18 protein-coding genes, 1 tRNA gene and 2 pseudogenes are annotated in these 23,246 nt (G+C 60.8%); 9 read left to right on the top strand and 12 right to left on the bottom strand.

Features of this window, described 5'->3' with window-relative positions:
* Window positions 1–21 precede the first annotated feature (21 nt).
* Together C2846_RS04870 and C2846_RS04875 are read left to right on the top strand one after the other, a co-directional pair.
* The gene (locus C2846_RS04870; RefSeq protein ID WP_119700826.1) at window positions 22–1,713 is read left to right on the top strand and encodes an AMP-binding protein; all 1,692 of its coding nucleotides are present in this window, start codon (window positions 22–24) and stop codon (window positions 1,711–1,713) included.
* Window positions 1,713–4,997: a carboxyl transferase domain-containing protein gene (locus C2846_RS04875; protein ID WP_119700827.1), complete on the top strand. Its 3,285-nt coding sequence runs from the start codon at window positions 1,713–1,715 to the stop codon at window positions 4,995–4,997. The genes C2846_RS04870 and C2846_RS04875 overlap by 1 nt, the downstream gene beginning before the upstream one ends.
* A 6-nt stretch (window positions 4,998–5,003) precedes the next feature.
* Here the strand turns inward: C2846_RS04875 and C2846_RS04880 are convergent.
* The 3 genes and pseudogenes from C2846_RS04880 to C2846_RS04890 form a co-directional block, all read right to left on the bottom strand.
* Window positions 5,004–5,358: pseudogene (locus C2846_RS04880) on the bottom strand (cytochrome ubiquinol oxidase subunit I); the annotation flags it as partial.
* 223 nt (window positions 5,359–5,581) lie between these two features.
* On the bottom strand, window positions 5,582–6,304 hold the full coding sequence (locus C2846_RS04885) for an LrgB family protein (RefSeq protein ID WP_080049308.1): 723 nt from the start codon (window positions 6,302–6,304) through the stop codon (window positions 5,582–5,584).
* Window positions 6,301–6,657, bottom strand: a complete 357-nt coding sequence (locus C2846_RS04890) for a CidA/LrgA family protein (protein ID WP_080049307.1) — start codon at window positions 6,655–6,657, stop codon at window positions 6,301–6,303. Before C2846_RS04890 ends, C2846_RS04885 begins: the two co-directional genes overlap by 4 nt.
* A gap of 174 nt (window positions 6,658–6,831) precedes the next feature.
* On the opposite strand from C2846_RS04890, the gene C2846_RS04895 reads away from it, so the two are divergent.
* Complete coding sequence (locus C2846_RS04895; protein WP_119700828.1) at window positions 6,832–7,608, top strand: outer membrane protein OmpK; 777 nt, start codon at window positions 6,832–6,834, stop codon at window positions 7,606–7,608.
* Between the two features lie 59 nt (window positions 7,609–7,667).
* Here C2846_RS04895 and C2846_RS04900 read toward each other — a convergent pair whose 3' ends face one another.
* Both C2846_RS04900 and C2846_RS04905 read right to left on the bottom strand, forming a co-directional pair.
* Window positions 7,668–8,810 (bottom strand): acyl-CoA dehydrogenase family protein, encoded by a 1,143-nt coding sequence (locus C2846_RS04900; RefSeq protein WP_119700829.1) that lies wholly within the window; start codon window positions 8,808–8,810, stop codon window positions 7,668–7,670.
* Window positions 8,811–8,830: 20 nt separating this feature from the next.
* Window positions 8,831–10,009 carry an acyl-CoA dehydrogenase family protein gene (locus tag C2846_RS04905; RefSeq protein WP_119700830.1) on the bottom strand — a complete coding sequence of 393 codons (1,179 nt, stop codon included), beginning with the start codon at window positions 10,007–10,009 and terminating at the stop codon, window positions 8,831–8,833.
* Window positions 10,010–10,304: 295 nt separating this feature from the next.
* Between C2846_RS04905 and C2846_RS19045 the strand changes: the two are divergent.
* Window positions 10,305–10,787 (top strand): annotated as a pseudogene (locus tag C2846_RS19045) (MCP four helix bundle domain-containing protein); the annotation flags it as partial.
* 420 nt (window positions 10,788–11,207) lie between these two features.
* A complete protein-coding gene (locus C2846_RS19050; protein WP_420849003.1) occupies window positions 11,208–11,915 on the top strand; it encodes a methyl-accepting chemotaxis protein in 708 nt (235 codons plus the stop codon).
* Window positions 11,916–11,917: 2 nt separating this feature from the next.
* On the opposite strand, the gene C2846_RS04915 is transcribed toward C2846_RS19050, so the two are convergent.
* Window positions 11,918–11,993, bottom strand: a tRNA-Thr gene (locus C2846_RS04915).
* A 130-nt stretch (window positions 11,994–12,123) separates the two neighbouring features.
* On the opposite strand from C2846_RS04915, the gene C2846_RS04920 reads away from it, so the two are divergent.
* Window positions 12,124–13,002: a carboxylate/amino acid/amine transporter gene (locus tag C2846_RS04920; protein ID WP_119700831.1), complete on the top strand. Its 879-nt coding sequence runs from the start codon at window positions 12,124–12,126 to the stop codon at window positions 13,000–13,002.
* Window positions 13,003–13,145: 143 nt separating this feature from the next.
* Complete coding sequence (locus tag C2846_RS04925) at window positions 13,146–13,988, top strand: acyl-CoA thioesterase family protein (RefSeq protein ID WP_119700832.1); 843 nt, start codon at window positions 13,146–13,148, stop codon at window positions 13,986–13,988.
* Between the two features lie 34 nt (window positions 13,989–14,022).
* Here the strand turns inward: C2846_RS04925 and C2846_RS04930 are convergent, their stop codons facing one another.
* Window positions 14,023–14,583 carry a lipid-binding SYLF domain-containing protein gene (locus C2846_RS04930; protein ID WP_119700833.1) on the bottom strand — a complete coding sequence of 187 codons (561 nt, stop codon included), beginning with the start codon at window positions 14,581–14,583 and terminating at the stop codon, window positions 14,023–14,025.
* Between the two features lie 236 nt (window positions 14,584–14,819).
* Between C2846_RS04930 and hisN the strand changes: the two genes are divergently transcribed.
* Both hisN and C2846_RS04940 read left to right on the top strand, forming a co-directional pair.
* The gene (hisN, locus tag C2846_RS04935) at window positions 14,820–15,620 is read left to right on the top strand and encodes a histidinol-phosphatase (RefSeq protein ID WP_119700853.1); all 801 of its coding nucleotides are present in this window, start codon (window positions 14,820–14,822) and stop codon (window positions 15,618–15,620) included.
* A 91-nt stretch (window positions 15,621–15,711) separates the two neighbouring features.
* Window positions 15,712–17,709 (top strand): peptidase U32 family protein, encoded by a 1,998-nt coding sequence (locus C2846_RS04940; RefSeq protein WP_119700834.1) that lies wholly within the window; start codon window positions 15,712–15,714, stop codon window positions 17,707–17,709.
* Between the two features lie 380 nt (window positions 17,710–18,089).
* Here the strand turns inward: C2846_RS04940 and C2846_RS04945 are convergent, their stop codons facing one another.
* From C2846_RS04945 to C2846_RS04965, 5 genes are all read right to left on the bottom strand, one after another.
* Window positions 18,090–18,338, bottom strand: a complete 249-nt coding sequence (locus C2846_RS04945; RefSeq protein ID WP_165443768.1) for a DUF3800 domain-containing protein — start codon at window positions 18,336–18,338, stop codon at window positions 18,090–18,092.
* 152 nt (window positions 18,339–18,490) lie between these two features.
* Window positions 18,491–19,402, bottom strand: coding sequence for a restriction endonuclease (locus C2846_RS04950; protein ID WP_119700835.1), 912 nt, complete (start codon window positions 19,400–19,402; stop codon window positions 18,491–18,493).
* A 12-nt stretch (window positions 19,403–19,414) separates the two neighbouring features.
* Entirely contained in the window at window positions 19,415–20,251 is an 837-nt protein-coding gene (locus tag C2846_RS04955) for an HNH endonuclease (RefSeq protein WP_119700836.1), read from the bottom strand.
* A 99-nt stretch (window positions 20,252–20,350) separates the two neighbouring features.
* On the bottom strand, window positions 20,351–21,625 hold the full coding sequence (locus C2846_RS04960) for a restriction endonuclease subunit S (RefSeq protein WP_205890100.1): 1,275 nt from the start codon (window positions 21,623–21,625) through the stop codon (window positions 20,351–20,353).
* A 41-nt stretch (window positions 21,626–21,666) separates the two neighbouring features.
* The gene (locus C2846_RS04965) at window positions 21,667–23,235 is read right to left on the bottom strand and encodes a class I SAM-dependent DNA methyltransferase (RefSeq protein WP_119700838.1); all 1,569 of its coding nucleotides are present in this window, start codon (window positions 23,233–23,235) and stop codon (window positions 21,667–21,669) included.
* Between the last annotated feature and the right edge of the window lie 11 nt (window positions 23,236–23,246).

Below are 23,246 nucleotides of genomic sequence, written 5' to 3' on the forward strand. Positions count from 1 at the left end.
CAACAGCAGAGGGATCCCGGCATGAACGAACAGGCGTATCTGGAACAACTCGCGCACCTGCAACAGCAGGCCTGGCCTAACGGCCATGCGCGCGAACCTGAATACCCGCTGGGGCGCCAGCCGCTGACCGAATACCTACGGCACTGGGGGCGCACCAGTCCGGACAAGCCGGCGGTGCAGTTCTATGGCTACAGTCTGAGTTATGCCGAGCTGGACGAGCAATCCGACCGTTTCGCTACTCTGCTGCACGCCCAGGGTATTCAGCCCGGTGAACGGGTCGCGGTATTCATGCCCAACTGCCCGCAGTTCCACATTGTGTTCTACGGCATACTCAAGGCCGGTGCCATTCACGCCCCGGTCAGCCCGATGGCCATGCCGATGGAACTGGGCTACCAGCTCAAGGACTGCGGTGCCAGCGTGATCGTCTGCTTCGACCAACTGCTGCCGGTGGTGCGCCAGGCCCGCGAAGGCACCGATCTGCGCCTTGTAATCAGCACCAGTCTGTCCGAACTGTGCCCAGCCGAGCCACCGATTCCGGTGCCGGACCTGCTGCGTGCGCCCAAGCTGGAAGTGAGCGACAGCATCGACCTGCTGCCGGCACTGGCCGTCACAAAACCACGTCGCGATTGGCCGACACCAGCTCTGGATGATGTCGCCGCACTCAACTACACCGGCGGCACCACCGGCCTGCCCAAGGGTTGCATCCACACCCACGGCGACATGCTCTATACCTGCGCCAGCTTCCTGCCCGCGGCACTGGGACTGGACAGTCAGCGCGTCAGCCTGAATTTCATGCCCGAATTCTGGATCGCCGGCGAAAACGCCGGGCTGCTGTTCCCGGTATTCGGCGGTACCACGCTGGTGCTGCTGGCGCGTTGGGACGCTCTGGCGTTCATGAGCGCGATTCAGCATTACCGGGTCAATCATACCGGCCTGTTGGTCGACAGCGCCGCCGAGGTACTGGATCACCCGCAGGTACAGACATTCGATTTCAGCTCGCTGAGCGTCACCAGTTGCGTGTCCTTTATCAAGAAACTGACTCCGGAATACCGCCGCCGCTGGCACCAGCTGACCGGCTGCACCTTGTTTGAAACCAGCTTCGGCATGACCGAAACCCATACCTGCGACACCTTCACCGCCGGCCTGCAGGACGACGACTTCGACCTTAAATCCGCGCCCACCTTCGTCGGCCTTCCGGTACCGGGCACCGAGTTCAAGGTCTGCAGTTTCGAAACCGGCGAACTACTGCCGCTGGGCGAGGAAGGCGAACTGTGCCTGCGCAGTCCCTCACTGCTCAAAGGTTACTGGAACAAGCCCGAGGCCAGCGCTGAAGCGCTCAAGGATGGCTGGCTGCATACCGGCGACAGCGGCGTGATTACCGAACAGGGCTTTATCCGCTACCTGGGTCGACGCAAGGAAATGCTCAAGGTCAACGGGATGAGCGTCTTCCCCAGTGAGCTGGAAGCCATGCTTGGCCAGCATCCGCAACTGCTGGCTTCGGCGGTGATCGGTCGCCCGGATGATAAAAAAGGCGAAGTACCCGTGGCCTTTGTGGTGGCCAAGCCCGGTAGCGGGCTGGATGCCGAGAGCCTAATGAACTGGTGCAAACAGGCCATGGCCGTTTACAAGATCCCGGAAATCCGTTTGGTCGAGTCACTGCCAATGACCGCGACCGGCAAGGTCAAGAAAAACGAACTCAAGGACTGGCTCTGATGCCCATCACCAAACTGCTGATCGCCAACCGCGGCGAAATTGCCATCCGCCTGGCCCGCGCCGCCGCCGAGTTGGATATCCCCAGCATCGCCGTGTATGCCGAGGACGATGCCGCCTCGTTGCACCGGCACAAGGCCGATCAGGCCATCGCCCTCAGGGGCCGGGGGGCCAGTGCCTACCTGGATGGCGAGCAATTGATCGCCATCGCCCGTGAGCAGGGCTGCGACACTATCCACCCCGGTTACGGTTTTCTCAGTGAAAACGCCGCCTTCGCCGCCCAGTGCGACAGTGCCGGTATCCGCTTTGTTGGCCCCAGCGCCGAGGTGCTCAAACGTTTTGGTGACAAGGCCAGCGCCCGCGCTCTGGCACTGGAGCTGGGTATCCCACTGGTGCAGGGCACCAATGAACCAACCTCGCTGGAGCAGGCCCGCGCCTTTATGCAGCAATTGGGGCCCGGCGCTGCGGTGATGCTCAAGGCACTGGCCGGTGGTGGTGGCCGAGGCATGCGCGCGGTGCTTGAACCGGCCGAACTGGACGAGGCCTACGCCCGCTGCCAATCCGAGGCCACGGCTGCCTTTGGCAGTGGCGAGCTGTATATCGAACGACTGATCCGCCGCGCCCGACATATCGAAGTGCAGATCATTGGCGATGGCCGCGAGGTCGCGCATGTCTGGGAGCGCGACTGCACCCTGCAACGACGCAACCAGAAGCTGCTGGAAATCGCCCCGGCACCGGGGCTGGACCCAGCGATCCGCGAACAGCTGTTGCAGGCCGCGCTGACCCTCACTGGCGCGGTCGGCTATCGCGGCCTGTGTACCGTCGAATTCCTGCTTGATGAAGACAGCGGCGACTTCGTCTTCATGGAAGCCAACCCGCGTATCCAGGTCGAGCACACGGTCACCGAAGCGGTCACCGGACTGGATCTGGCGCAGATTCAGCTGCGCCTGGCCGCTGGCGCAACACTGGCCGAACTGGGGCTGACCCAGGACCGGATACCCGCACCGCGCGGCTACGCCGTGCAGTTGCGGATCAATCTGGAAAGCATGGCCAGCGACGGCAGCGCCCGTCCAGCCGGTGGCACCCTAAGCGCCTATGAACCGCCGAGCGGTGCTGGTATCCGCGTCGATGGCTACGGCTACAGCGGCTATACCACCAGCCCCAGCTTTGACTCGCTGCTGGCCAAGCTGATCGTGCAGGCCGCAGCCGACTACCAGCAGGTGCTCAAGCGCGCCTACCGCGCTCTGTGCGAATTCCGTCTGGAAGGTGTGGCCAGCAACCTGCATTTTCTGCAGAACCTGCTGCAGCATCCGGCAGTGCAGGCCAATCAGGTCAGCACCGGCTTTATCGAAGCCGAAGCGGCAAGCTTGGTCGGCGCAGGCAGTCAGGCTCATCCGCATTTGTATGCCAAGGGCCAGTCAACCAGCCAGACCCAGCGCCAAACCGATATCGATGCCCCGGCCGGCACTGAACCACTGAACACCCCGGTACAGGGCGTACTGGTCAGCCTGGATGTGCAGGTCGGCGACGCCGTCGCCGCTGGCCAGCAGGTCGCGGTAATGGAAGCGATGAAGATGGAGTTCGTGGTCAAGGCCAGCCAAAGCGGTATTGTTCGGGCGTTGGCAGTCGCACCCGGCGACAACCTGTTCGAAGGCAGCCCCCTGCTGTTTCTCGAGCCCGCCGAGGTCAGCGCCGAAGGTATAGTGACCGAGGAAAGTATTGATCTGGAACATATCCGTGCCGACCTGCGCGAGGTGCTCGAGCGTCAGGCCGAGCTGACCGATACCCGTCGCCCAGATGCGGTGGCCAAACGGCGCAAGACCGGCCAGCGCACCGCCCGCGAAAACCTGGCTGATCTGCTGGATGATGGCAGTTTTATGGAATACGGCGGCTTTGCCCTGGCCGCCCAACGCACCCGCCGCACACACGAGGAATTGCTCAAGCTGAGCCCGGCCGACGGTCTGATTGCCGGCATCGGCACGGTCAATGCCGCGCAGTTTGGCGCGGAAAAGGCCCGTTGCATGGCCATGAGTTACGACTACACGGTATTCGCCGGCACCCAGGGCGTGACCAACCACAAGAAAACCGACCGCATGCTTGAGCTGGCCGAGCAATGGCGCCTGCCCTTGGTGTTCTTTACCGAAGGCGGCGGCGGACGCCCCGGCGACATCGACAAGGTTGGCGTAGCGGGACTCGACTGCACCACCTTTATGCGCATGGCCCGGCTCAGCGGTCAGGTGCCGCTGGTTGGCGTGGTCTCCGGACGCTGCTTTGCCGGTAACGCCGCGCTGCTCGGCTGCTGTGACGTGATCATCGCCACCGAGAACGCGACCATCGGCATGGCCGGCCCGGCGATGATCGAAGGTGGCGGGCTGGGCCGCTTTACACCGGAACAGGTTGGCCCGACCAGTATGCAGAGCCCCAACGGGGTGATAGACGTACTGGTCAAGGATGAAGCCGAAGCTACCCGGGTGGCCAAGCAGTACCTGAGTTACTTCCAGGGCGACCTGCCCGGCGGCGGGTGTGCCGACCAGCGCTTGCTGCGTCACCTGATTCCGGAGAACCGCCTGCGCGTCTACAACATCCGTGAGGTGATCGAAACCCTGGCCGATACCGGCTCGGTGCTGGAACTGCGCCGGCAGTTCGCCCCCGGCCTGATCACCGCGCTGATCCGCATCAACGGCAAGGCCTTCGGCCTGATCGCCAATAACCCCATGCATCTGGGCGGCGCCATCGATGCGGTGGCCGGCGACAAGGCCGCACGCTTCATGCAGTTGTGTCAGGCCCATGGCCTGCCGATGGTTTCGCTGTGCGACACCCCCGGCTTCATGGTCGGCCCGGACGCCGAACAACAGGCCACGGTGCGCCATGTCTCGCGGATGTTCGTCACCGCCGCCAGCCTGACGATTCCGTTCTTCACCGTGGTACTGCGCAAGGGCTACGGCCTTGGCGCTCAGGCCATGGCCGCTGGCAGTTTCCATGCGCCGATGTTCACCATCGGCTGGCCGAGCAGCGAGTTTGGTGCCATGGGCCTTGAGGGTGCAGTGCGCCTGGGTTATGCCAAGGAGCTGGCGGCGCTTGAGAATCCCGCCGAACAGCAAGCACTGTTCGATAAACTGGTCGCCGAGCTGTATCAGCGCGGCAAGGGGCTGAGCATGGCCAGCTTCCTTGAGATTGACGCGGTGATCGACCCCTTGGAGACCCGCGACTGGCTCCTGCGCGGACTCAGCTCGGCACCGCCGGAGTCACTCGAGCGTGGCCTGCGGCCGTTCATCGACACCTGGTGACAGATCCAGCACCATCAGCCAGGTGACCGCCAGGTGCTTGACCTTGCTCATGCGGTCCCAGCCAAAGAAGAACAGGCCGAACAGAGTGGATTCGAGAAAGAACACGATTAGCGCTTCAATCGCCAGCGGCGCACCGAAGATATCGCCAACATAGTGCGAGCAGTACGACCAGTTGATGCCGAACTGGAAACTCCATCGCCAGGCCGGTGGTGCCCCCGGGCAAAGTTGATAACGAACAGCTTGCCCCAGAATTTGGTCATGTCGCGATAAAGGGTCTTGCTGGCATCACATAGACCGACTCCATAATCGCCAGAATGAAAGCCAGCCCCAGGGTCAAAGGAACGAACAGCAAGTGCACCATCGCCGTAAAGGCGAATTGCAGGCGCAAGAGTTCAACAATACCAATCTGCTTACTCCGGTGAAAGAGACGGTGGGGACAGCATAAAAAGTGTCCCACCAAGCCACCCTAAGCGGTATATGGCAAATTGACGCAAATCAAATTCGCCGCTTCCAATCCTCCGGAGTCCCCAGATCCATGGCATTGCACCCCATCAGCGCCGTTCAAGCACGCTCCGGGACAACCCTCAGAGCATAGCCCACAACGCCACCCCGAGCGGCAGCAACAACGCAGTGGCCATCCCCATCAGGCTCATGGCCAGGGCCGAGAAGGCACCGGTTTCCTCGCCCTCCTCCAGTGCACGTGAAGTCCCTACCGCATGGGCGATCATTCCCAGCGCCATGCCCCGCGCGGCCGGATGGCTAATGCCGCAGACTTGCAACAGCCAGGGGCCAAACACCGCCCCCAGCACCCCGGTGAACATTACAAAGACCGCCGCCAACGCCGCTACACCACCAATCTGCTCGGCCACCAGCATGGCAATCGGCGAGGTTACCGACTTAGGCGCCAAGGTCATGAGGATCATGTTGTCGGCCCCCAGCAGCCAGGCGATCAACAAGGTGCTGACGGTGGCGAACAGCCCACCGAAGGCCAGGGTCAGGAGCACCGGCCAGAAGAACTGGCGGATGCGCCGCAGATTCAGATACAGAGGAATCGCCAAGGCCACCGTGGCCGGACCAAGCAGAATCAGCAGCGGCATTACCGCTGCGCGGTAACCGGCAAAATCCACGTCCAGACTCCACAGCACCGCAACTACGATCGGCACCGACACCAGCACTGGATGGAAGATCGCCAGCCGGCTCTTCTCATACAATGCCAGCCCCAATTGATAGGCCCCCAGGGTCACCCCGAGCCAGAACAGCGGGTGCCCGACTACCGCCTGCCAGGCCAGTTGCCATGAACCGCTCATGAACGCCCCCGCTGCTGACGCTGGATCAGCCGCTGCATCAGCCAGCCGCACAGCGGCAGACTAAGGATGAAAGACAGCCCCAGCGTTATCGCAATCGCCCAGGCATCAGCAGCGATCTCGGCGCCATAGGCCATGACCCCGACTGCCGGCGGCACCAGAATCAGCGGCAGGTACTTGAGCAAGCCGCTGGCAGCCAGATCCAGTGAATCGCTGACTCCACCGCGCACGCAGAGATACACCACCAGCAGCGCCATCCCGATGATCGGGCCGGGCAAAAAAGGCAAAAACAGGGCATTCAGCCCCGTACCCAAAAGCTGAAACAGGATCAGCCAGGTCAGTCCGCGAAGCAGCATTAGTCAGAATCCGGCAAGCTAGACACCCCGAAAGGTTAAACACTGAACCTCCTCGTGCCTAGTGGTATCGCATCAGACCCTGTGCAATCTGGCGTTTTGCTTTTACCATGCGCGCCGGGCGCCAAACCGCGCCACCGCCAACCCCCCAAAGAATGCATACCGGAGCAGTATCACATGCCACGTTTCGTCACCGCCGCCCTGGGCGCCTGCGCTCTGCTGACCAGCGCCAGTGCCCTGGCCTACCCTCTGCAATGGCAGAACAACAGCCTGACCTATCTGTACGGAACGGATTTCCAGGTCGACCCCAAGACCCAGCAAACCGTCACCTTCGAGCATGCCAGCGGCTGGAATTTCGGTGACCTGTTCTTTTTCATCGACAGCATCCATTACAACGGCGACAAAAACGCCCGGGGTGACAACAGCAGCTACTACGGCGAGTTCTCACCACGCCTGTCGTTCGGCAAGCTCAGTGGCCAGGATCTCAGCGTTGGCCCAATCAAGGACGTGCTGCTGGCCGCCACCTACGAGTTCGGCCGTGGCGATCTGCACAACTACCTGCTCGGTCCTGGCTTTGACCTCGACATCCCCGGCTTCGATTACTTTCAGCTCAACACCTATTACCGCCGCGCCGATACTCCGGACGGTGGTCGTGGTGTCTGGCAGATCACGCCGGTGTGGGCCTACACCGTGCCAGCCGGGCGTTCCGACATTCTGATTGATGGCTTCATCGACTGGGTGGTCGACAACGACAGTCGCAGTGGCTACCACGCCAACTTCAAGTTCAACCCGCAGATCAAGTACGACCTCGGCAAGGCCATGAACTGGGCCGAGAAGCAGTTGTACGTGGGTATCGAATACGACTACTGGAAGAACAAGTACGGCATTAAGGACAGCAGCGCCTTCAAGACCGACCAGAGCGCGACCAACCTGATCGTCAAGGTGCACTTCTGAGTCATCGGTACTGACACGACAAGGCCGGGCATTGCCCGGCCTTGTCGCATCTGTACAACTCAGTAACCGCGCAGGCTGGCAAACCGGTTGGCGTGGTAACGGTAGTCACCGAACAGTTGTTGGACCAGGCGCGCACGCTTGATGAACAGGCCGATATCGAACTCATCGGTCATACCCATGCCGCCGTGCAACTGCACTCCCTCGTTGGTCGCCAGTTCGGCCACCTCGCAGGCCTTGGCCTTAGCCAGACTGACCCACTGCGGCGCCTCAGGGTCCGACGCATCCAGCGCCTGCAAAGCCTTGAGCACCGCCGATTTGACCAGTTCGATCTCGCTGAACAGATGCGCGCAGCGATGCTGCAAGGCCTGGAACGAGCCCAGCGTAACGCCAAACTGCTTGCGCTCCTGCAAATAGGCCACACTGCGACTGAACACTTCTTCGGCTATCCCGAGCAGTTCGGCAGCCAGTTGCGCGTTGCCAACATCCAGCACCCACTCCAGCACCGCAGCGGCTTCCCCCTCGATACCCAGCAGCGCCTCGGCCGGCAGGGCGACATTATCGAAGCAGACCAGCGCGGCATTGCGTGAATCGGCCATGATGGTGCGCTCGACACTGACACCCGGCGCCGCACGTTCGACCAGCAACAGACTGATACCCTCGCGGGCGGACTCTTCACCACTGCTGCGCGCCGACACAATCAGCCAGTCGGCAACATGGCCGTCAACCACACACAGCTTGCGCCCATTCAGACGGTAGCCCTCGCCGTCGCGACTGAGCCGGGTAGCGACCCGCCAGGGCGCGTGGCGCGGGCTTTCATCAATCGCCAGCGCGGTCAGCAGTCGGCCCTCGACAATCGCAGGCAGCAGCTCAGCCTGCTGCGCCTGGGAGCCGCCCAGCAGCAGGCTGCTGACGCCAAGTACCGCACTCGACAACAGTGGCGCAGCGCTCAGGTTATGCCCGCACTGCTGACTGATCTGACCCATGCCGACATGGCCGAACTGCGCACCACCGAAAGCTTCAGGCACCAAGGTGCCGCTGAAGCCCATCTCCACCATCTGCTGCCACAACTCACGGGAAAACCCCGTTTCGTCGCGCGTATCACGCAGGGCGCGCAACTGGCTGACCGGCGCCTGTTCCGCCAGAAAGCCCTTGGCAGCATCCTTGAGCATTGCTTGTTCTTCATTGAGTACCAGAGCGCTCATGCACATTTCCTCGATTCGGTTCATTGCAGCCCGAGAATGTTGCGGGCGATAACGTTGAGCTGGATTTCCGAAGTGCCGCCCTCGATCGAGTTGCCCTTGGAGCGTAGCCAGGTGCGCGGCATGGCACCCTCATTACTGGCCTCACCTTCCCAGACCATGGCCTGACTACCATGCAGGGCAATGTTCAGTTCCTGGCGACGCTTGTTCAGTTCGGTGCCGTAGTACTTGAGCATCGCCGAGGCAGCACCCACGCCCTGCCCGGCCTTGGCCTCATCAAGCACACGCTCACTGGTCAGGGCAAAGGTCGCGGCGTCGATGTCCCAACGACTGATTTCACTGCGCAGATAACCGTCGGCCAGCTTGCCGTCCTCCAGCCCAATAGCCTCGACAGCGACCTGCGGCAGGGTCTTCTGCCCGGCGGCGGTACGACCCATGCCGCCGATCATTTCGCGCTCATGGGTCAGCAGGTATTTGGCGATAGTCCAGCCGGCGTTGATCTCGCCAACCACCTGATCCTTGTCCACCCGCACGTTATCGAGAAAGGTTTCACAGAACGGCGAGCTGCCGGAGATCAGCTTGATTGGCCGGGTGCTGACACCAGGAGTGGTCATGTCGAACAGCACCAGACTGATGCCCAACTGCTTCTTGGCCTCGGTATTAGTGCGCACCAGGCAGAACATCCAGTCAGCCTTGTCGGCGTAGGAGGTCCAGATCTTCTGGCCGTTGACGATGAAGTGATCACCGTGATCCTCGGCACGGGTCTGCAGCCCGGCCAGATCGGAGCCGGCACCCGGCTCACTGTAGCCCTGGCACCAACGGATCTCGCCACGGATGATTGGCGGCAGATGCTGACGCTTGAGCGCCTCGGAACCGAACTTGAGGATCGCCGGGCCAATCATCCACACGCCAAAACTGGACAGCGGCGCGCGTGCCTTGATGCGGGCCATTTCTTCCTGCAGAACCTTGGTCTCGGCCCGGCTCAACCCGCCGCCACCATACTCGCGCGGCCAGTCAGGCGCGGTCCAGCCACGCGCGGCCATGCGTTCGAGCCAGAGCTTCTGGTCCTCACTCTGAAACTGGAAGTTGCGCCCGCCCCAACAGGCGTCGGCATCGCTGGTTACCGGGGCACGCATACTCTGCGGGCAGTTGTCCTCCAGCCAGGCGCGGGTTTGCTGACGAAATACATCCAGATCGGTCACAGCAGGAACTCCTACGTTGAAAATAAAAATACTGGACAGACGGTAACGCTTGTACAAGCAGCGTAGCACGAACTTGATTCACGGAATGGCAGCCCATCAGTCTGACCAATGAAAACCCCATGTAAACCATACAGAGACAGGCCGGCAACCAAGGCATCAGCTTGATAGCAAGCTTTACTTTGCGACCAATAAGTTGTACAAGAGTCAAACATCGTACAACTTTTGTATAATATTCTAGCGCACACCCCTGCGCACCCCGTACCGCAAGGATTCCTACATGTTCTCGCAACTTTCCATGGCCCAGCGCCTGGGCCTGGGTTTCGGCCTGCTGCTCTCACTGCTGATCCTCACCACCCTGATCGGCATTCAACGCGTTGGCATGATCGACCGCACCCTGACTGATGTTGGTGAAGGCGCCACCATCAAACAGCGCATGGCGATCAACTTTCGCGGCAGCGTGCACGACCGCGCAATTGCCCTGCGCGATTTAGTGCTGAGCGAGGATGCAGGTCAGCAAGCAGGCTTCCTGCGGGATATCGAGCGCTTGCAAAAGTTCTACGATGAGGCTCGCCACGGCATGCAAACTGTGTTTGCCAACACCCCTAGCAGCGAACAGGAGCGGCGTCTACTAAGCGACATCGAACATATCGAGCAACGGGCACTGGACTACTCGGACCAGCTCGTCAAACTGCGCGGCGACGCCGCCCGCCAGATGCTGCTGAAGCAGGTCTCACCGGCCTATAGCACCTGGCTGCAACTCATCAATGCCTTTATTGATCACCAGGAAGCGCTGATAAGCGCGGATGTGGCCCGCGTGCGTGCCACTGCGGGCGGTTTTGCCACACTGATGCTAGTGATCAGCTCGCTGGCAGTGCTGGTCAGCCTTGTGGTCTCACTAGTATTGATCCGCCACCTGCGCTCAACCCTGGGCGCGGAGCCGCACGAAGTCGCAGCCGTCATCCAGCGCCTGGCCGAAGGTGAATTAGAGCAGGCCATTCATACCCGCCACCCTGACAGCGTGATGGCCGCGGTCGGCGATACCGTGCAGCGACTAGCACAGACTCTGCGCGATGTCAGCAACGTGGCTGGTGAGCTGCGGGAGTCATCGGCTCAGTTGCGCGAAACCGCCAGCAACAACAATCGTCAGATCCGCCTGCAGTCCAGCGAAGCTGAACAGATGGCCACGGCGGTGAACCAGATGGCCGCCACCGTCAGTGAAGTTGCCGGCTATGCCAGTCAGGCCGCCGCCGCCACGCGCAACGCTGATGCCGAAGTTGAAACCGGAAATCTGCGCGTCAGCCGCACGGCCAGCGCGGTGCAGAGTCTGGCCAACACCCTAGAAACCGCTGCCGACACAGTGCAACAACTGTCGCGCGACAGTGCAAGCATTGAAACCATTATCGAGGTGATCAACGCTATCGCCGAGCAGACGAACCTGCTGGCATTGAATGCCGCCATCGAAGCGGCACGCGCCGGTGAGCATGGCCGTGGATTTGCCGTAGTGGCCGACGAGGTGCGCTCGCTGGCCAACCGCACCCAGGCCTCGACGCGCGAGATCCAGCAGATGATTACCACCCTACAGGATGGCGCTGCAAATGCCGTTGAGGTGATGCAGACCAGCCGTGAACTGGCGCAGGATACTGTGCAGCAGGTACATGAAGCCGAAGCCGCGCTGACACGTATCCGCCAGGAAGTCGGTGCCATCAATGATATGAACGCACAGATCGCCAGTGCCGCCGAGCAGCAAAGCGTTGTGGCTGAAGAGGTCAACCAGAACATCACCCGCATCCACAATGCCACAGTGGAAACCTCAGCCGGCTCCGATCAGGTGACCGCCTCGAGCCGGGAACTGGCCGAATTGGCCGAACGACTGCGAGCTCAGGTGAAGTTTTTCCGCTGGGCTTAGGTTGGTGCCGGAGACAGGAGTTGAACCTGCGACCCCATCATTACGAATGACGTGCTCTACCAGCTGAGCTACTCCGGCTAGGCTAACAAAAAACGCCACTGGACTGACGATATTTTAGTAATGCACTTACAGGGCTCATGCAAGCACAACTGGTGAGCCTACCAAACTCAGCGATATACTGCGCGCCCCTGCTTTACTGACAACTGCCATGCCCAGCCTGATTGCCGTTACCCTGCTATGGGCCCTGTCGTTCAGCTTGATCGGCGAGTACCTCGCGGGCCAGGTCGACAGCTACTTTGCCGTACTTACCCGTGTCATGCTCGCCAGTCTGCTGTTTCTACCATTACTGCGGCCACGGCAACTGCCGCTCGGACTGATGGCCGGTGTACTGCTGGTTGGCGCCCTGCAGTTCGGGGTTACCTATATCGGCCTGTATCTGTCATTCAATTACATCAGCGTGCCGGAAGTGCTGCTGTTCACTATCTTCACCCCGCTGTATGTGGCGCTGGTCGACAATGCCCTGCGCCGCCGCTTCAGCAGCGGCCCGCTGGTAGCCACGCTGATCGCAGTGCTCGGTGCCGGAATCATCCGCTATGACGGCATCAGCGACAGTTTCATCACCGGCTTTGTGATTCTGCAACTGGCCAACCTGACCTTTGCTGCCGGGCAGGTCGGCTATGCCCATCTGATTCGCCACTACCGGATCGATGTGCGCCAGCAGTGGCAAGGTTTCGGCTTTTTCTTCATCGGCGCGTTGCTGGTGGTGTTGCCCGCCTGGCTGCTACTTGGCAACCCGGACAAACTGCCCAGCAGCGGCCTGCACTGGGGCGTGCTGGCCTGGTTGGGGCTGGTCGCCTCCGGGCTCGGGTTCTTCTTCTGGAACCGTGGTGCCACTCAGGTCGATGCCGGCACTCTGGGTATCATGAACAACGCCCTGGTACCGGCCGGGCTACTGGTCAATCTGCTGATCTGGAACCGTGACGCCGACCTGCTGCGTCTGGCCATTGGCGGCGCGATAATCGCCTTATCACTCTGGGTCAACGCCCGCTGGCCGGCCTGGAGCTCACTCTCCGGCAAAAGAACCTGACCATACTGACGGCCTTATCTGGCTCTAGAAATGACAACCTATCCATCTAGTTCATAGTTGCGCCGCAGCGGTTGCAGCCTGCCGCTCAGAACGCCATGCTGTAGCCAGAACAACGTACAAGCAGCCCAGGATTGCCCGCCATCATGTCCCAAGATTTTCTGTTCCAATGCACTCTTTCTCCGCGTTACACCGACCTGGACACCTGGCGCCACGTCAACAACACCCGGCTTTACCACTTCCATCAGGAAGCACGCCTGCGCGCCCATCTGGAACTGTTCGGGCCCGATGCCTGGTTCTCCGACCAGGTCCGCCTGCGCCCGTTGCGTAGCGTCACCAATTACCAGCAAGTGACCTGGTATGGCAGTGACGTGCAGGCCGAGGTCAGTGTTCTGAGCTGCGATGCCGAGCAATACCGGGTCCGTAGTGAACTGTTCCAGAATGGTCAGCGGGTCGGCGTACAGGACTGTGTCATGGGCGCACTGGCCCAGGGGCAATGGGTAGAACTGCCCGACTATATTCGCACCGGTCTGTTGCCAGCCGTCAGCGGCGAGGTTGCGGCATTACCCGACGACAGCTTCCGCCAGCAGTTGGCGCACGCGCACAACTTCGCGGTACGTCAGCAAATCACCCCACGTTATGCCGATCTCGATGCCGATAGTCAGCGCAGCGAAGCGGCTCTGGCCCGCTATATGGAGCAGGCCCGCTTTGGCGCCATTCGCAGCCTCGACCTGCAGGGTCTGGGCGTACTGGTCGCCTCCACCGATATCTGCTTCGACAACTACCAGCCCGGTTGGCATGCAGTGGAACTGGCGGCCGGCATCAACCGTATTGGCAACAGCTCGTTCTGCTTTACCGGTTGTGCCCTGCACAAGGACCAGGTCCAGGCTGCCGCCAATAGCGTCATGGTGCTGATTGATCCGGCCAACAACCGCCCCATTGCACTGCCGCCAGCGGTGCGAGAACAACTGGAAGCTCTGCGCGTCTAGCCAGCGCCGGCGCGGACCACGCGCCGGCTCCAGCTCATCGGCGGATAGGCGAAATCTTGCTGCCCTCAAGACTTAGCCCGGCCATCAGCCCCTGCTGATCGAAGATGAAGGCGTAGGCATCATCCTGCAGGGTGGTAGTCGACAACTGCCGGGCTACGCCCTCATCAACCATCACTACCGTCGGCCCGACACCCACTTCCCAGCCCCGGGATTCGCTCAGGTAGTTCACCGCATTATCGGTCATCAGAAAAACCGCATAGCCATAAGACTGCGCCCCGGCCTGCCAGCCCCAGGAGCCGCTGACCGAGTTGTAGTAACCCGCCACCTCACCACCCTTGAACAGGGTGCCCTCGCCATAACTGCCGCCGAACACCAGGCCCGCCTTGACGATATTGGGGAATACCAGCACCGCCTTGGCGCTACGTGACAGGGTTTCAGCGACAGGATTGGACTGATACAGCGATTGCAGGGCCTGCCGTGAGTCTCGCGCCAGAGTCTCGGCGTCAGCGGCAAGCGCCCGATTGAACAAGGCACTGGAGAGTATGAGCGTCAACGCCAGGGCAGTAAGCAGATGAAAACGAAGTACATGCGTCATTGTGATTACCTCTATGTCCGTATGAAAGACTCGAGGTGGCTCCAGGCCAACGAGCCCGAAAACCTGGGCCATCCCTTGCGACCTGACGAGTATAGTCAATCGCTGCTCAACAACCGCTCAGCCGTGATTAAGACCCGAACCGATTGTCAGCGCTGCGCGAATCACCGACCATTCACCTACAACGCTTGAGCACACTCATGCATTCAGGCCCCAACAGTCAGCAGCGGAACCAGCCCATGGCCCTCAACAATTCACAACTTCAGACCTATCTCGACTTTGCCGGCCAACTGGCCGACGCTGCAGCTCTGGCGATCAAACCCCACTTTCGCGCCCCGCTGGCGGTAACCGACAAGGGGGCCGGTCTCTATGACCCGGTTACCGTCGCCGATCAGGCTGCTGAGCGGGCCATGCGCGAGTTGATCCAACAACACTATCCCGAGCACGGGATCCTGGGTGAAGAGGAGGAGTCATTCCGGGGCAGTTCCCCTCTGACCTGGGTACTCGACCCGATCGACGGCACCCGCGCATTCATTACCGGCCTGCCACTGTGGGGCACCCTGATCGCCCTCAACGACGGCCAGCGTCCGCGCCTGGGCATCATGAACCAGCCACATACCGGCGAGCGCTTCAGCGGCGATGGCCAGGCCGCCTGGCTCAATGGCCAACCGCTACACACCCGCACCTGCCCGTCACTGGCCCAGGCCCGGCTGATGTGCACCACGCCGGACATGTTCACCAGCGCCGCCGAGCATCAGGCCTTCCAGCACATTGCCGATCAGGTCCAGTTGCTGCGCTTTGGCGGCGACTGCTACGCCTACTGCATGCTGGCTGCCGGCCTGGTTGACGTGGTCATGGAAGCCAGCCTGCAACCCTATGATGTGCAAGCTCTGATTCCAATCGTTGAGGGCGCTGGCGGGCGCATAACCACCTGGGAGGGCGGCGATGCCCAACACGGTGGCCGGGTGATTGCCTGTGGCGATCCAGCCCTGCATGCGCAGGTGCTGGAGCAGTTGCGCGTATTCAACCCCAACATTTAATAACCCAACCCCGCGCCGCCTGGCGCCGTACGGGTGCAGGGACGCCCGGGCGGCGCTACAATGCGCGCTTTGCCAGCCTACGGTTATTGCCATGTCCCTGCCTGCCCACCATATCGAACTGCTCAGCCCGGCGCGTGATGCCGAGATTGCCCGCGAGGCCATTTTGCATGGCGCCGATGCGGTATATATCGGTGGGCCCGGCTTTGGTGCGCGGCACAACGCCGCCAACAGCGTTGCCGACATTGCCGCGCTGGTGCCCTTTGCCCATCAGTACCATGCGCGGGTGTTCGTCACCCTCAACACCATCCTGCATGACGATGAGCTGGAGCCAGCGCGCCAGCTGATTCACCAGTTGTACGATGCCGGGGTCGATGCACTGATCGTGCAGGACATGGGGGTGATGGAACTGGACATCCCGCCGATCGAGATCCACGCCAGTACCCAGTGCGATATCCGCAGCCTGGAGAAGGCCCGCTTTCTTGGTCAGGCCGGCTTTTCCCAGCTGGTGCTGGCGCGCGAGCTGAGCCTGCAGCAGATCCGCGCAATTCATGAAGCAGTAGACACGCCGCTGGAGTTCTTCGTCCACGGTGCGCTGTGCGTGGCCTTTTCCGGCCAGTGCAACATTTCCCACGCGCAAACCGGGCGCAGCGCCAACCGCGGCGACTGCTCGCAGGCCTGCCGCCTGCCCTACACCCTGACCGACGAACACGGCGGCGTTATCGCCTATGAAAAGCACCTGCTGTCGATGAAGGACAACAACCAGACCGCCAACCTCGGCGCGCTGGTGGATGCCGGCATCCGCTCGTTCAAGATCGAGGGCCGCTACAAGGATGTCGGCTATGTGAAGAACATCACCGCCTGGTACCGCCAGCAACTGGATGCGGTGTTGGCCGAGCGCCCGCATCTGGCCCGCGCCTCCAGTGGCCGCAGTCAGCACTTCTTCATCCCCGACCCGGACAAGACCTTCCACCGCGGCAGCACCGATTATTTCGTCAATGCGCGCAAACTCGATATCGGCGCCTTCGACACCCCGACCTTCACCGGTCTGCCGGTCGGCGAGCTGCAACAGGTACGCAAGACCGATCTGCTGGTCAGCAGCCAGGAGCCGCTGAACAACGGCGATGGTCTCAATGTGCTGGTCAAGCGCGAGGTGGTCGGCTTTCGCGCCAATATCGCCGAACTGCTCAGCCAGCACCAGGACGAGGACGGCCAGCCGCGCTGGCACTACCGCATCGAACCCAACGAGCTGCCCGAGGCGCTGCGCCGTGCCCGCCCGGGTCAGACCCTGAGCCGCAACTTGGACCACAACTGGCAGCAGGCACTGTTGAAACCCTCAGCCGAACGCCGTGTCGGCCTGCACTGGGTACTCGGCGGCGATGCCAATGCCCTGCAGCTGAGCGCTCATAGCGAAGACGGAGTGACGGTCAGCCAGACACTGGAAGGTCCCTTTGAAGCAGCGCAGAACGCCGAGCGCGCGCGCAGCCAGATCGAGGATTTGCTGACCCAGCTGGGCAACACCCTGTACCACTGTGAGGGTATCGAGCTGGCGCTGGCAGAATTGCCCTTCGTGCCGCTGTCGCGCCTCAAGGCACAGCGTCGCGCGGTGATCGAGCAACTGGACTCCGCCCGCCTGAGCGCCCACCCGCGAGGTGGTCGCAAAGCCGTGAGCGAACCGCCACCGGTCTACCCGGAATCGCACCTGAGCTTTCTGGCCAACGTTTACAACCATAAAGCCCGGGCCTTCTATCAGCGCTTCGGGGTCGAGCTGATCGATGCCGCCTTCGAGGCCCACGAGGAGCTGGGCGAGGTGCCGGTGATGATCACCAAACACTGCCTGCGCTTCTCCTTCAACCTGTGCCCGAAACAGGCCAAGGGTGTGATCGGCGTGCGCAGCAACGCCAAGCCGATGAAGCTGGTGCACGACAACGAAGAACTGACTCTGAAGTTCGACTGCAAACCCTGCGAGATGCACGTGATCGGCAAGATCAAGGGCAACATCCTGCGCCAGCCGTTGCCAGGCAGTGGGGTGAATATTGTCGGATCGATTACCCCGGAAGAGTTGAAGAAGACGATTCGGCGGGGGCGCTGAGCGAAGCGGATCATCCAGGAAATTTAACAATCTCGGCTGTAATCTGTTTGATCCCAGCTGTGAAACGACCGGAAGCATTCAACGTATTTGCGACCTGCTGTGCCTTGGTCTCTTGCTTGCCTGCTGGCGACCTGTTCACGCAGTGCCCCTAATGCCAGCGGCATGCCATCGGCCACGGCTGCCAGGCGAGACTTTTCATTCATGACCGTAAGCGGTACCTCGTACTCCCCGCCAGGCACCAGGCACTACATAATGCGTGAGACCAAACAGGGCTTCAGTTGTGATGGCCTAGCGGTGGTTGTGAAGGTATACAGCCCTGGCCTATACTTCTCGACAAGTGGATTGGGGGTGCCCGGTCGGCGCTATAGCCTCGGTGAGTTTCATCGGGGCTTTTCGCTTTCTACGGGAGGGTAAATTTTCAGCCCCATGCCTTCATAACCTGATCCCACGCAATCCCGCCCGCCATCGCAATTGAACTTCTTCTTCAAAACCGTAAACGCCTTGTTGGTCTGCTCGGGTTTCAGCACGCTAAGACCTATCGGGCGGGCGACCAGATCTGCCAGTTGCAACCCTGATGACATGGCACGTTTGTCTGCGAAGAGCACGTCAAATGGCAGCTGTCTAGACAATCGATTTGCGCCGTCGCAGATCCGCCTGACAGCTCTACTGACCGGCAACAGCACTTACTGGGGGTCAAAACAAGGCGAACTGAATCGATATCAGCTTTGCCTTCATAAGCTGCGGCTGTACACCCTGCTCCCAAGTCTGGCAACAAAGCCAATCAGGCTTCGTTGAAGTAGTCACTATCAAGCTCACGCACCTCGTACACATGCTTCACAGTGCAACCCAGGTTGTTTTCCACCATCAGCCGGGCCAACTTGCTGCCGTCGATCAGCACCACCTTGATGTCCAGACCCAGCGCCGCATCGCGGGCGCCGGCGGAGAAGTCCGAGGTGGTGATGAACACGCCCTTACGCGCACGCTGGCGGGTCAGGGCACCAATGAACTTGTCGATCTCCGGGCGATGCACCATGTTGCTCCAGCGCTTGGCCTGCAGATAGATCACGCCCAGCCCCAACTTATCTTCCTTGATGATGCCATCGATACCGCCATCACTGGTCTGCTGGGTGGCGCGGCCGGCCTCCTTGCGCGAACCGCCATAGCCCATGGCGAGCATCAGATCGACCACCAGTTGTTCGAAGAAGCTTGGTGAAGCCGCCCGTACCTGCGCCAGCAGCTCATCGGCCAGCGACAGCATCAGGGCCTGATGCGCGGCGGCCAATTGCTCGTCGGGTGTGGATTCTTCGGCAGGTTCAATCTGTTCGCTCGGCGATGCGGTGTCTGTCGGGCGTGACATATGGAAGTCGGCGAATTCCGGATAACGCTTGAGCCAGCTCACAGTAATGCGCTCCGGCCCGGTGCGCAGCGTTTCCAGGCCGCGCGCGGTGATCTGCACCATGCCCTTGGCCGGAATGCACAGCAGGCCGGCCTTGTTCAGGTAGGTACGCGCCCAGCCAATGCGATTGTTGATAACGGTCTGCTTGCCGGAGGCAAGACGTTCCTGCAACTCGGCCTCGCTTAACGGGAAGCTGCTGGCGACCTGTTTACGCAGCACCGCAAGCGCCAGCGGCATGCCATCAGCCACCGCCGCCAGTACCGGGCGCATGAGGCTTTGAAAATCCGGAATTGCCATGTGTTTGCTCTCTTAGGCTGAGTCTTGTCTGATCCTGACAGCAACCGCATAGGTTGGCCCGGCATCGGTTGATAGCAGCTTGATCCTGACAATGGTGCATATAGTGCCATCCCCATCAGTTAACTCCACGATGTCGAGCAGATGAAGCGCCTTGCTTCCTGGAAGCCTTAGCTGCTCGTGAGCACCATCAAGGCAGCCAAGCCACTGCTTTGCAAGGCGACTGCGCCCCATGATCAGCGGCAGCACTGGGCTTTCTTCGGGGGCAAACCAGCCTTTTTCAGCGATGTAATACGCATGGGCGATTTTTGCCAACAGCCGGGCAAAGGGCCACAGGTCAATCCGGTGCGCAAACGTAACCCCGACGGCTCCATTTTCTAGAATAATTTTTTCAAAAAACCCGATATGAATTGTTTCCGACACAGGCCTGACCTCCAAGGACTCAGGATTACCGTCGCGGGAGATACCACCAAGGCAGAGAGGCCGGATAAATACAGGCAAGTGGAGAACATGCAGACCGTCAGCCACCGGAAGGTCTTTCGTCCAGGTGCTGTCATCCGCACCGATAAAAGTAACTGGCAGGGTTGCGGACTTTTTATGTTGTTTGTGCCGTGAGCTGATGCCCATGGCCCGGCGACCCTGCTCCATAAAACCCCGGAGCACCCGGTGTTCAAAACTCGAGGTGATTTTCTCGCAGGCCTTGCAGCTGGCCTCAGGCAGTAACAGATTGCCGTGAAGGCCTCTGGGCACGATGTGTTCCGTGGTAAGGGCATCGCCCTGCTGGCCGCAATAAATGCAGCGTCTGACCGGCTGGTAGCGTTTGCCCGGCGCCAGCGGCAGTCTGACGCTCATCTGGATTCACCGCGCATGTACTGCAGTGTTCGGCCAATCATCATGTGCGCCCTCCCTGTTGGCTCGTCCTGTGAACGCCTGCTGCTTCCCCGGCATCACTCATACAGACGCCTTTCTCCCGCGTCTGGCCTTGGGTGCTGCGGCGCGTTGGGCCTTGATGCGTTCCAGCAGCACGCTGGCGGGTTCGTCGTTGGGGTCCTGGGGCACCAGTTCGCCACGGAAGGCCTTGGCGAGGATGCTTTGGGTCAGGTGGTCGATACGGCTTTTGGCGGCAACAACCCTGACTTCCAGTTGGTCGGCGAAGGCGAAGAGTTGTTCTACGCGGCGGACGATTTCGGTTTGTTCAGACAGACTGGGATAAGTGACACAGAGCGCCTTTAGATCTTGCCCGGAAATCCCTTTTTGCCCTGAGGTTGACTTCACAAGGTCCATAACCCTCTGCCGCGCGGAAGTTTCCGCGAAAAAAATTTCCAAGTACTCCGGCAACACGACATCCGTTTTACATCGGACGCGAATGAGCTTGTCTGGATATACAAGAGCAACATGTGTTAACTGTCTTACCAGGCCACAAACCCCGACCAGTTCAAGACTTCCGTTGTAACGAGTGAACAGAAGGTCTCCAACTCTCAGTGCATAACGCTCCTTGTCGGCCGCATTACACTCAAGGAAGCGGATGTCGGCCTGATCTACAGAGCCAGCCCGAACAGAGCTGATGCGGAGAATTGGAAGCCCTTTGCCGTCCTCGTTTGGCTTGGCTGAGAGCCCATTCCGCATTTCCGTAATCAGCTCACCAAGTTGGGCTGTATTGGCTTTGCTTTCAGTAGTCGTGAACTCCCTCCACTCCTCCGTCAACCGCCCGGAAACGGCGGCGGCGAGGACGGATTGGCGGAAGCGTTTGAGCAGTGCGGGAATGCCGTCGATGCGGGCTTTGAGGGTGTCGACCTGGGCCAGCAGTTCATCGAGCTTGGCGGCGATCCGGGTTTGTTCGGCGAGTGGGGGGAGGATTATCTCCCAGCCCTCCATACCCTCTTTGGTCATGTGCGGCATTGCCACACCATGAGCAGCCGCACGAATATCCTGCGTAATCCTCAGAAGTTCGTAGTACGCAAATTTCTTACTGACACCGGGAGCAGGCTCCACATTCCAGATGTGGTAATGGAAGATGACCTTATCCCATCGACACCAGTATGGACCGAAGGTGGCCGACCACGCATACAGCAGATCCCCCTTCTTCGCATACTTGTCGTCTTGCAGATCAAGATCCGAGTAGAACCAGTTGTTCCCGCCATTGAGATTCTGGATCCGCAAAATGGGCACACCCGCATCAAGCATTTCGTGCTTCTTGTAGGCACGCCCGTTGATCAGTGTAAGCACATCACCCAGGCGTGCTGGACTCCACCCACTCGGCAACCCACTCATTCCCGCTCTCCCGCCTGCAGCTCGTCACTCTGCTCTGCCGGCTGCTCTAACCCCATTACCTCCGCCATCAGCTGCTTCTGCGCTGCCACCTCATCGCCAGCGCCCAGCGCCTTCATCAGCTCTTCCAGTTCATGCAGGGCTTCGGTCAGTTCGGCCATGGCTTCGCCGGCGAGCACTTCCGGGGCGGGCAGGTCGGCCGCATCCAGGCTGCTGTCGTCCTTCAGCCAGCTGATATCCAGCGAGTCGCCACGCTCGCGGATCTGCTCGCGGGTAAATACGCGGAAGCGGCTCAGCTCACCTATAGCCTCGACATTCTCGGCACGCGGGCTGTTGCCGTTGGGGTCGTTGCCGTAGGCGTCCTCGAAGGGTTTCAGGTGTTGCATGCCGAAGGGCGTGCGCTTGCCGAAGCTGGGCATATTGCTGCGCAGGTCATAGATCCACACACGCCGGGTACAGCCCTGTTCCTGACGCGGGTCATCCGGGCTGCCCTTCTGGAAGAACAGCACGTTGGTCTTAACGCCCTGGGCGTAGAAGATGCCGGTGGGCAGGCGCAGGATGGTGTGCAGGTTGCACTTGTCCATCAGGTCGCGGCGCACCTCGGTACCGACGCCGGCCTCGAACAGCACGTTGTCCGGCAGCACCACGGCGGCGCGGCCGCCGGGTTTGAGGCCACGGTAGATATGCTGCAGAAAGGCCAACTGCTTGTTGCTGGTCTTGTAGGTGAGGTCGTCACGGGTTGGCCCGCCGCCGCCCTTGGCGGTGCCGAACGGCGGATTGGAAAGGATCACATCGACCTTCGGCAGGCTGGCGCCGGTCTGGCCGAGGGCGTTGCCCATGTGCACCACGCCCTCCTCGTCACCTTCCATGCCGTGCAGCAGGCAGTTCATCAGCGCCAGCCGGCGGGTGCCGGGCACCAGTTCGATACCGACAAAAGCGCGGTTGCGCTGGAAGGCCTGGGCCTTGGCGTCGAGGTCGTACAGGTCGTCGGTGTTGTTCTTGATATAGGCATCGGCGGCAATCAGAAAGCCGGCTGTCCCTGCTGCCGGGTCCTGGATGGTTTCACCGGGCTGCGGCTTGATCACACGAATAATGCTGTCAATCAGCGGGCGCGGGGTGAAGTACTGGCCGGCACCGGATTTGGTTTCGCTGGCGTTCTTTTCCAGCAGACCTTCGTAGAGATCGCCCAGGCCATCCTGCCGGGCGCTGAACCAGTCGATGCCATCCAGGCTTTTGATCAGCTGCTCAAGGTGACGCGGCTCCTTCAGTCGGGTCTGGGCATCGGCGTAGATCGCGGCGATCAACGGATCTGTGCTCTTGCCCAGATCCAGCAGCATTTGCCGGTAGTGGTTGAGCAGAACAAGCCCAGACTTGCCGGTCAGATCCGGCCAGCGCGCACCGGCAGGGAGCTTGTGACCGAAGGCGTCGTTGTTCTGTACCTGTTCGTATTCCATCTTGATGAACAGCAGCAGCACCAGCTCGGTGACGTAGTCGCTGTAATTGATGCCGTCATCGCGCAGAACGTCGCACAGGCCCCAGAGTTTTTGAACGATGTCGGAATTGGTCATGTTGTTTCTCT

It is taken from the genome of Pseudomonas jilinensis (assembly GCF_003586265.1).
GTDB lineage: Bacteria > Pseudomonadota > Gammaproteobacteria > Pseudomonadales > Pseudomonadaceae > Halopseudomonas > Halopseudomonas phragmitis.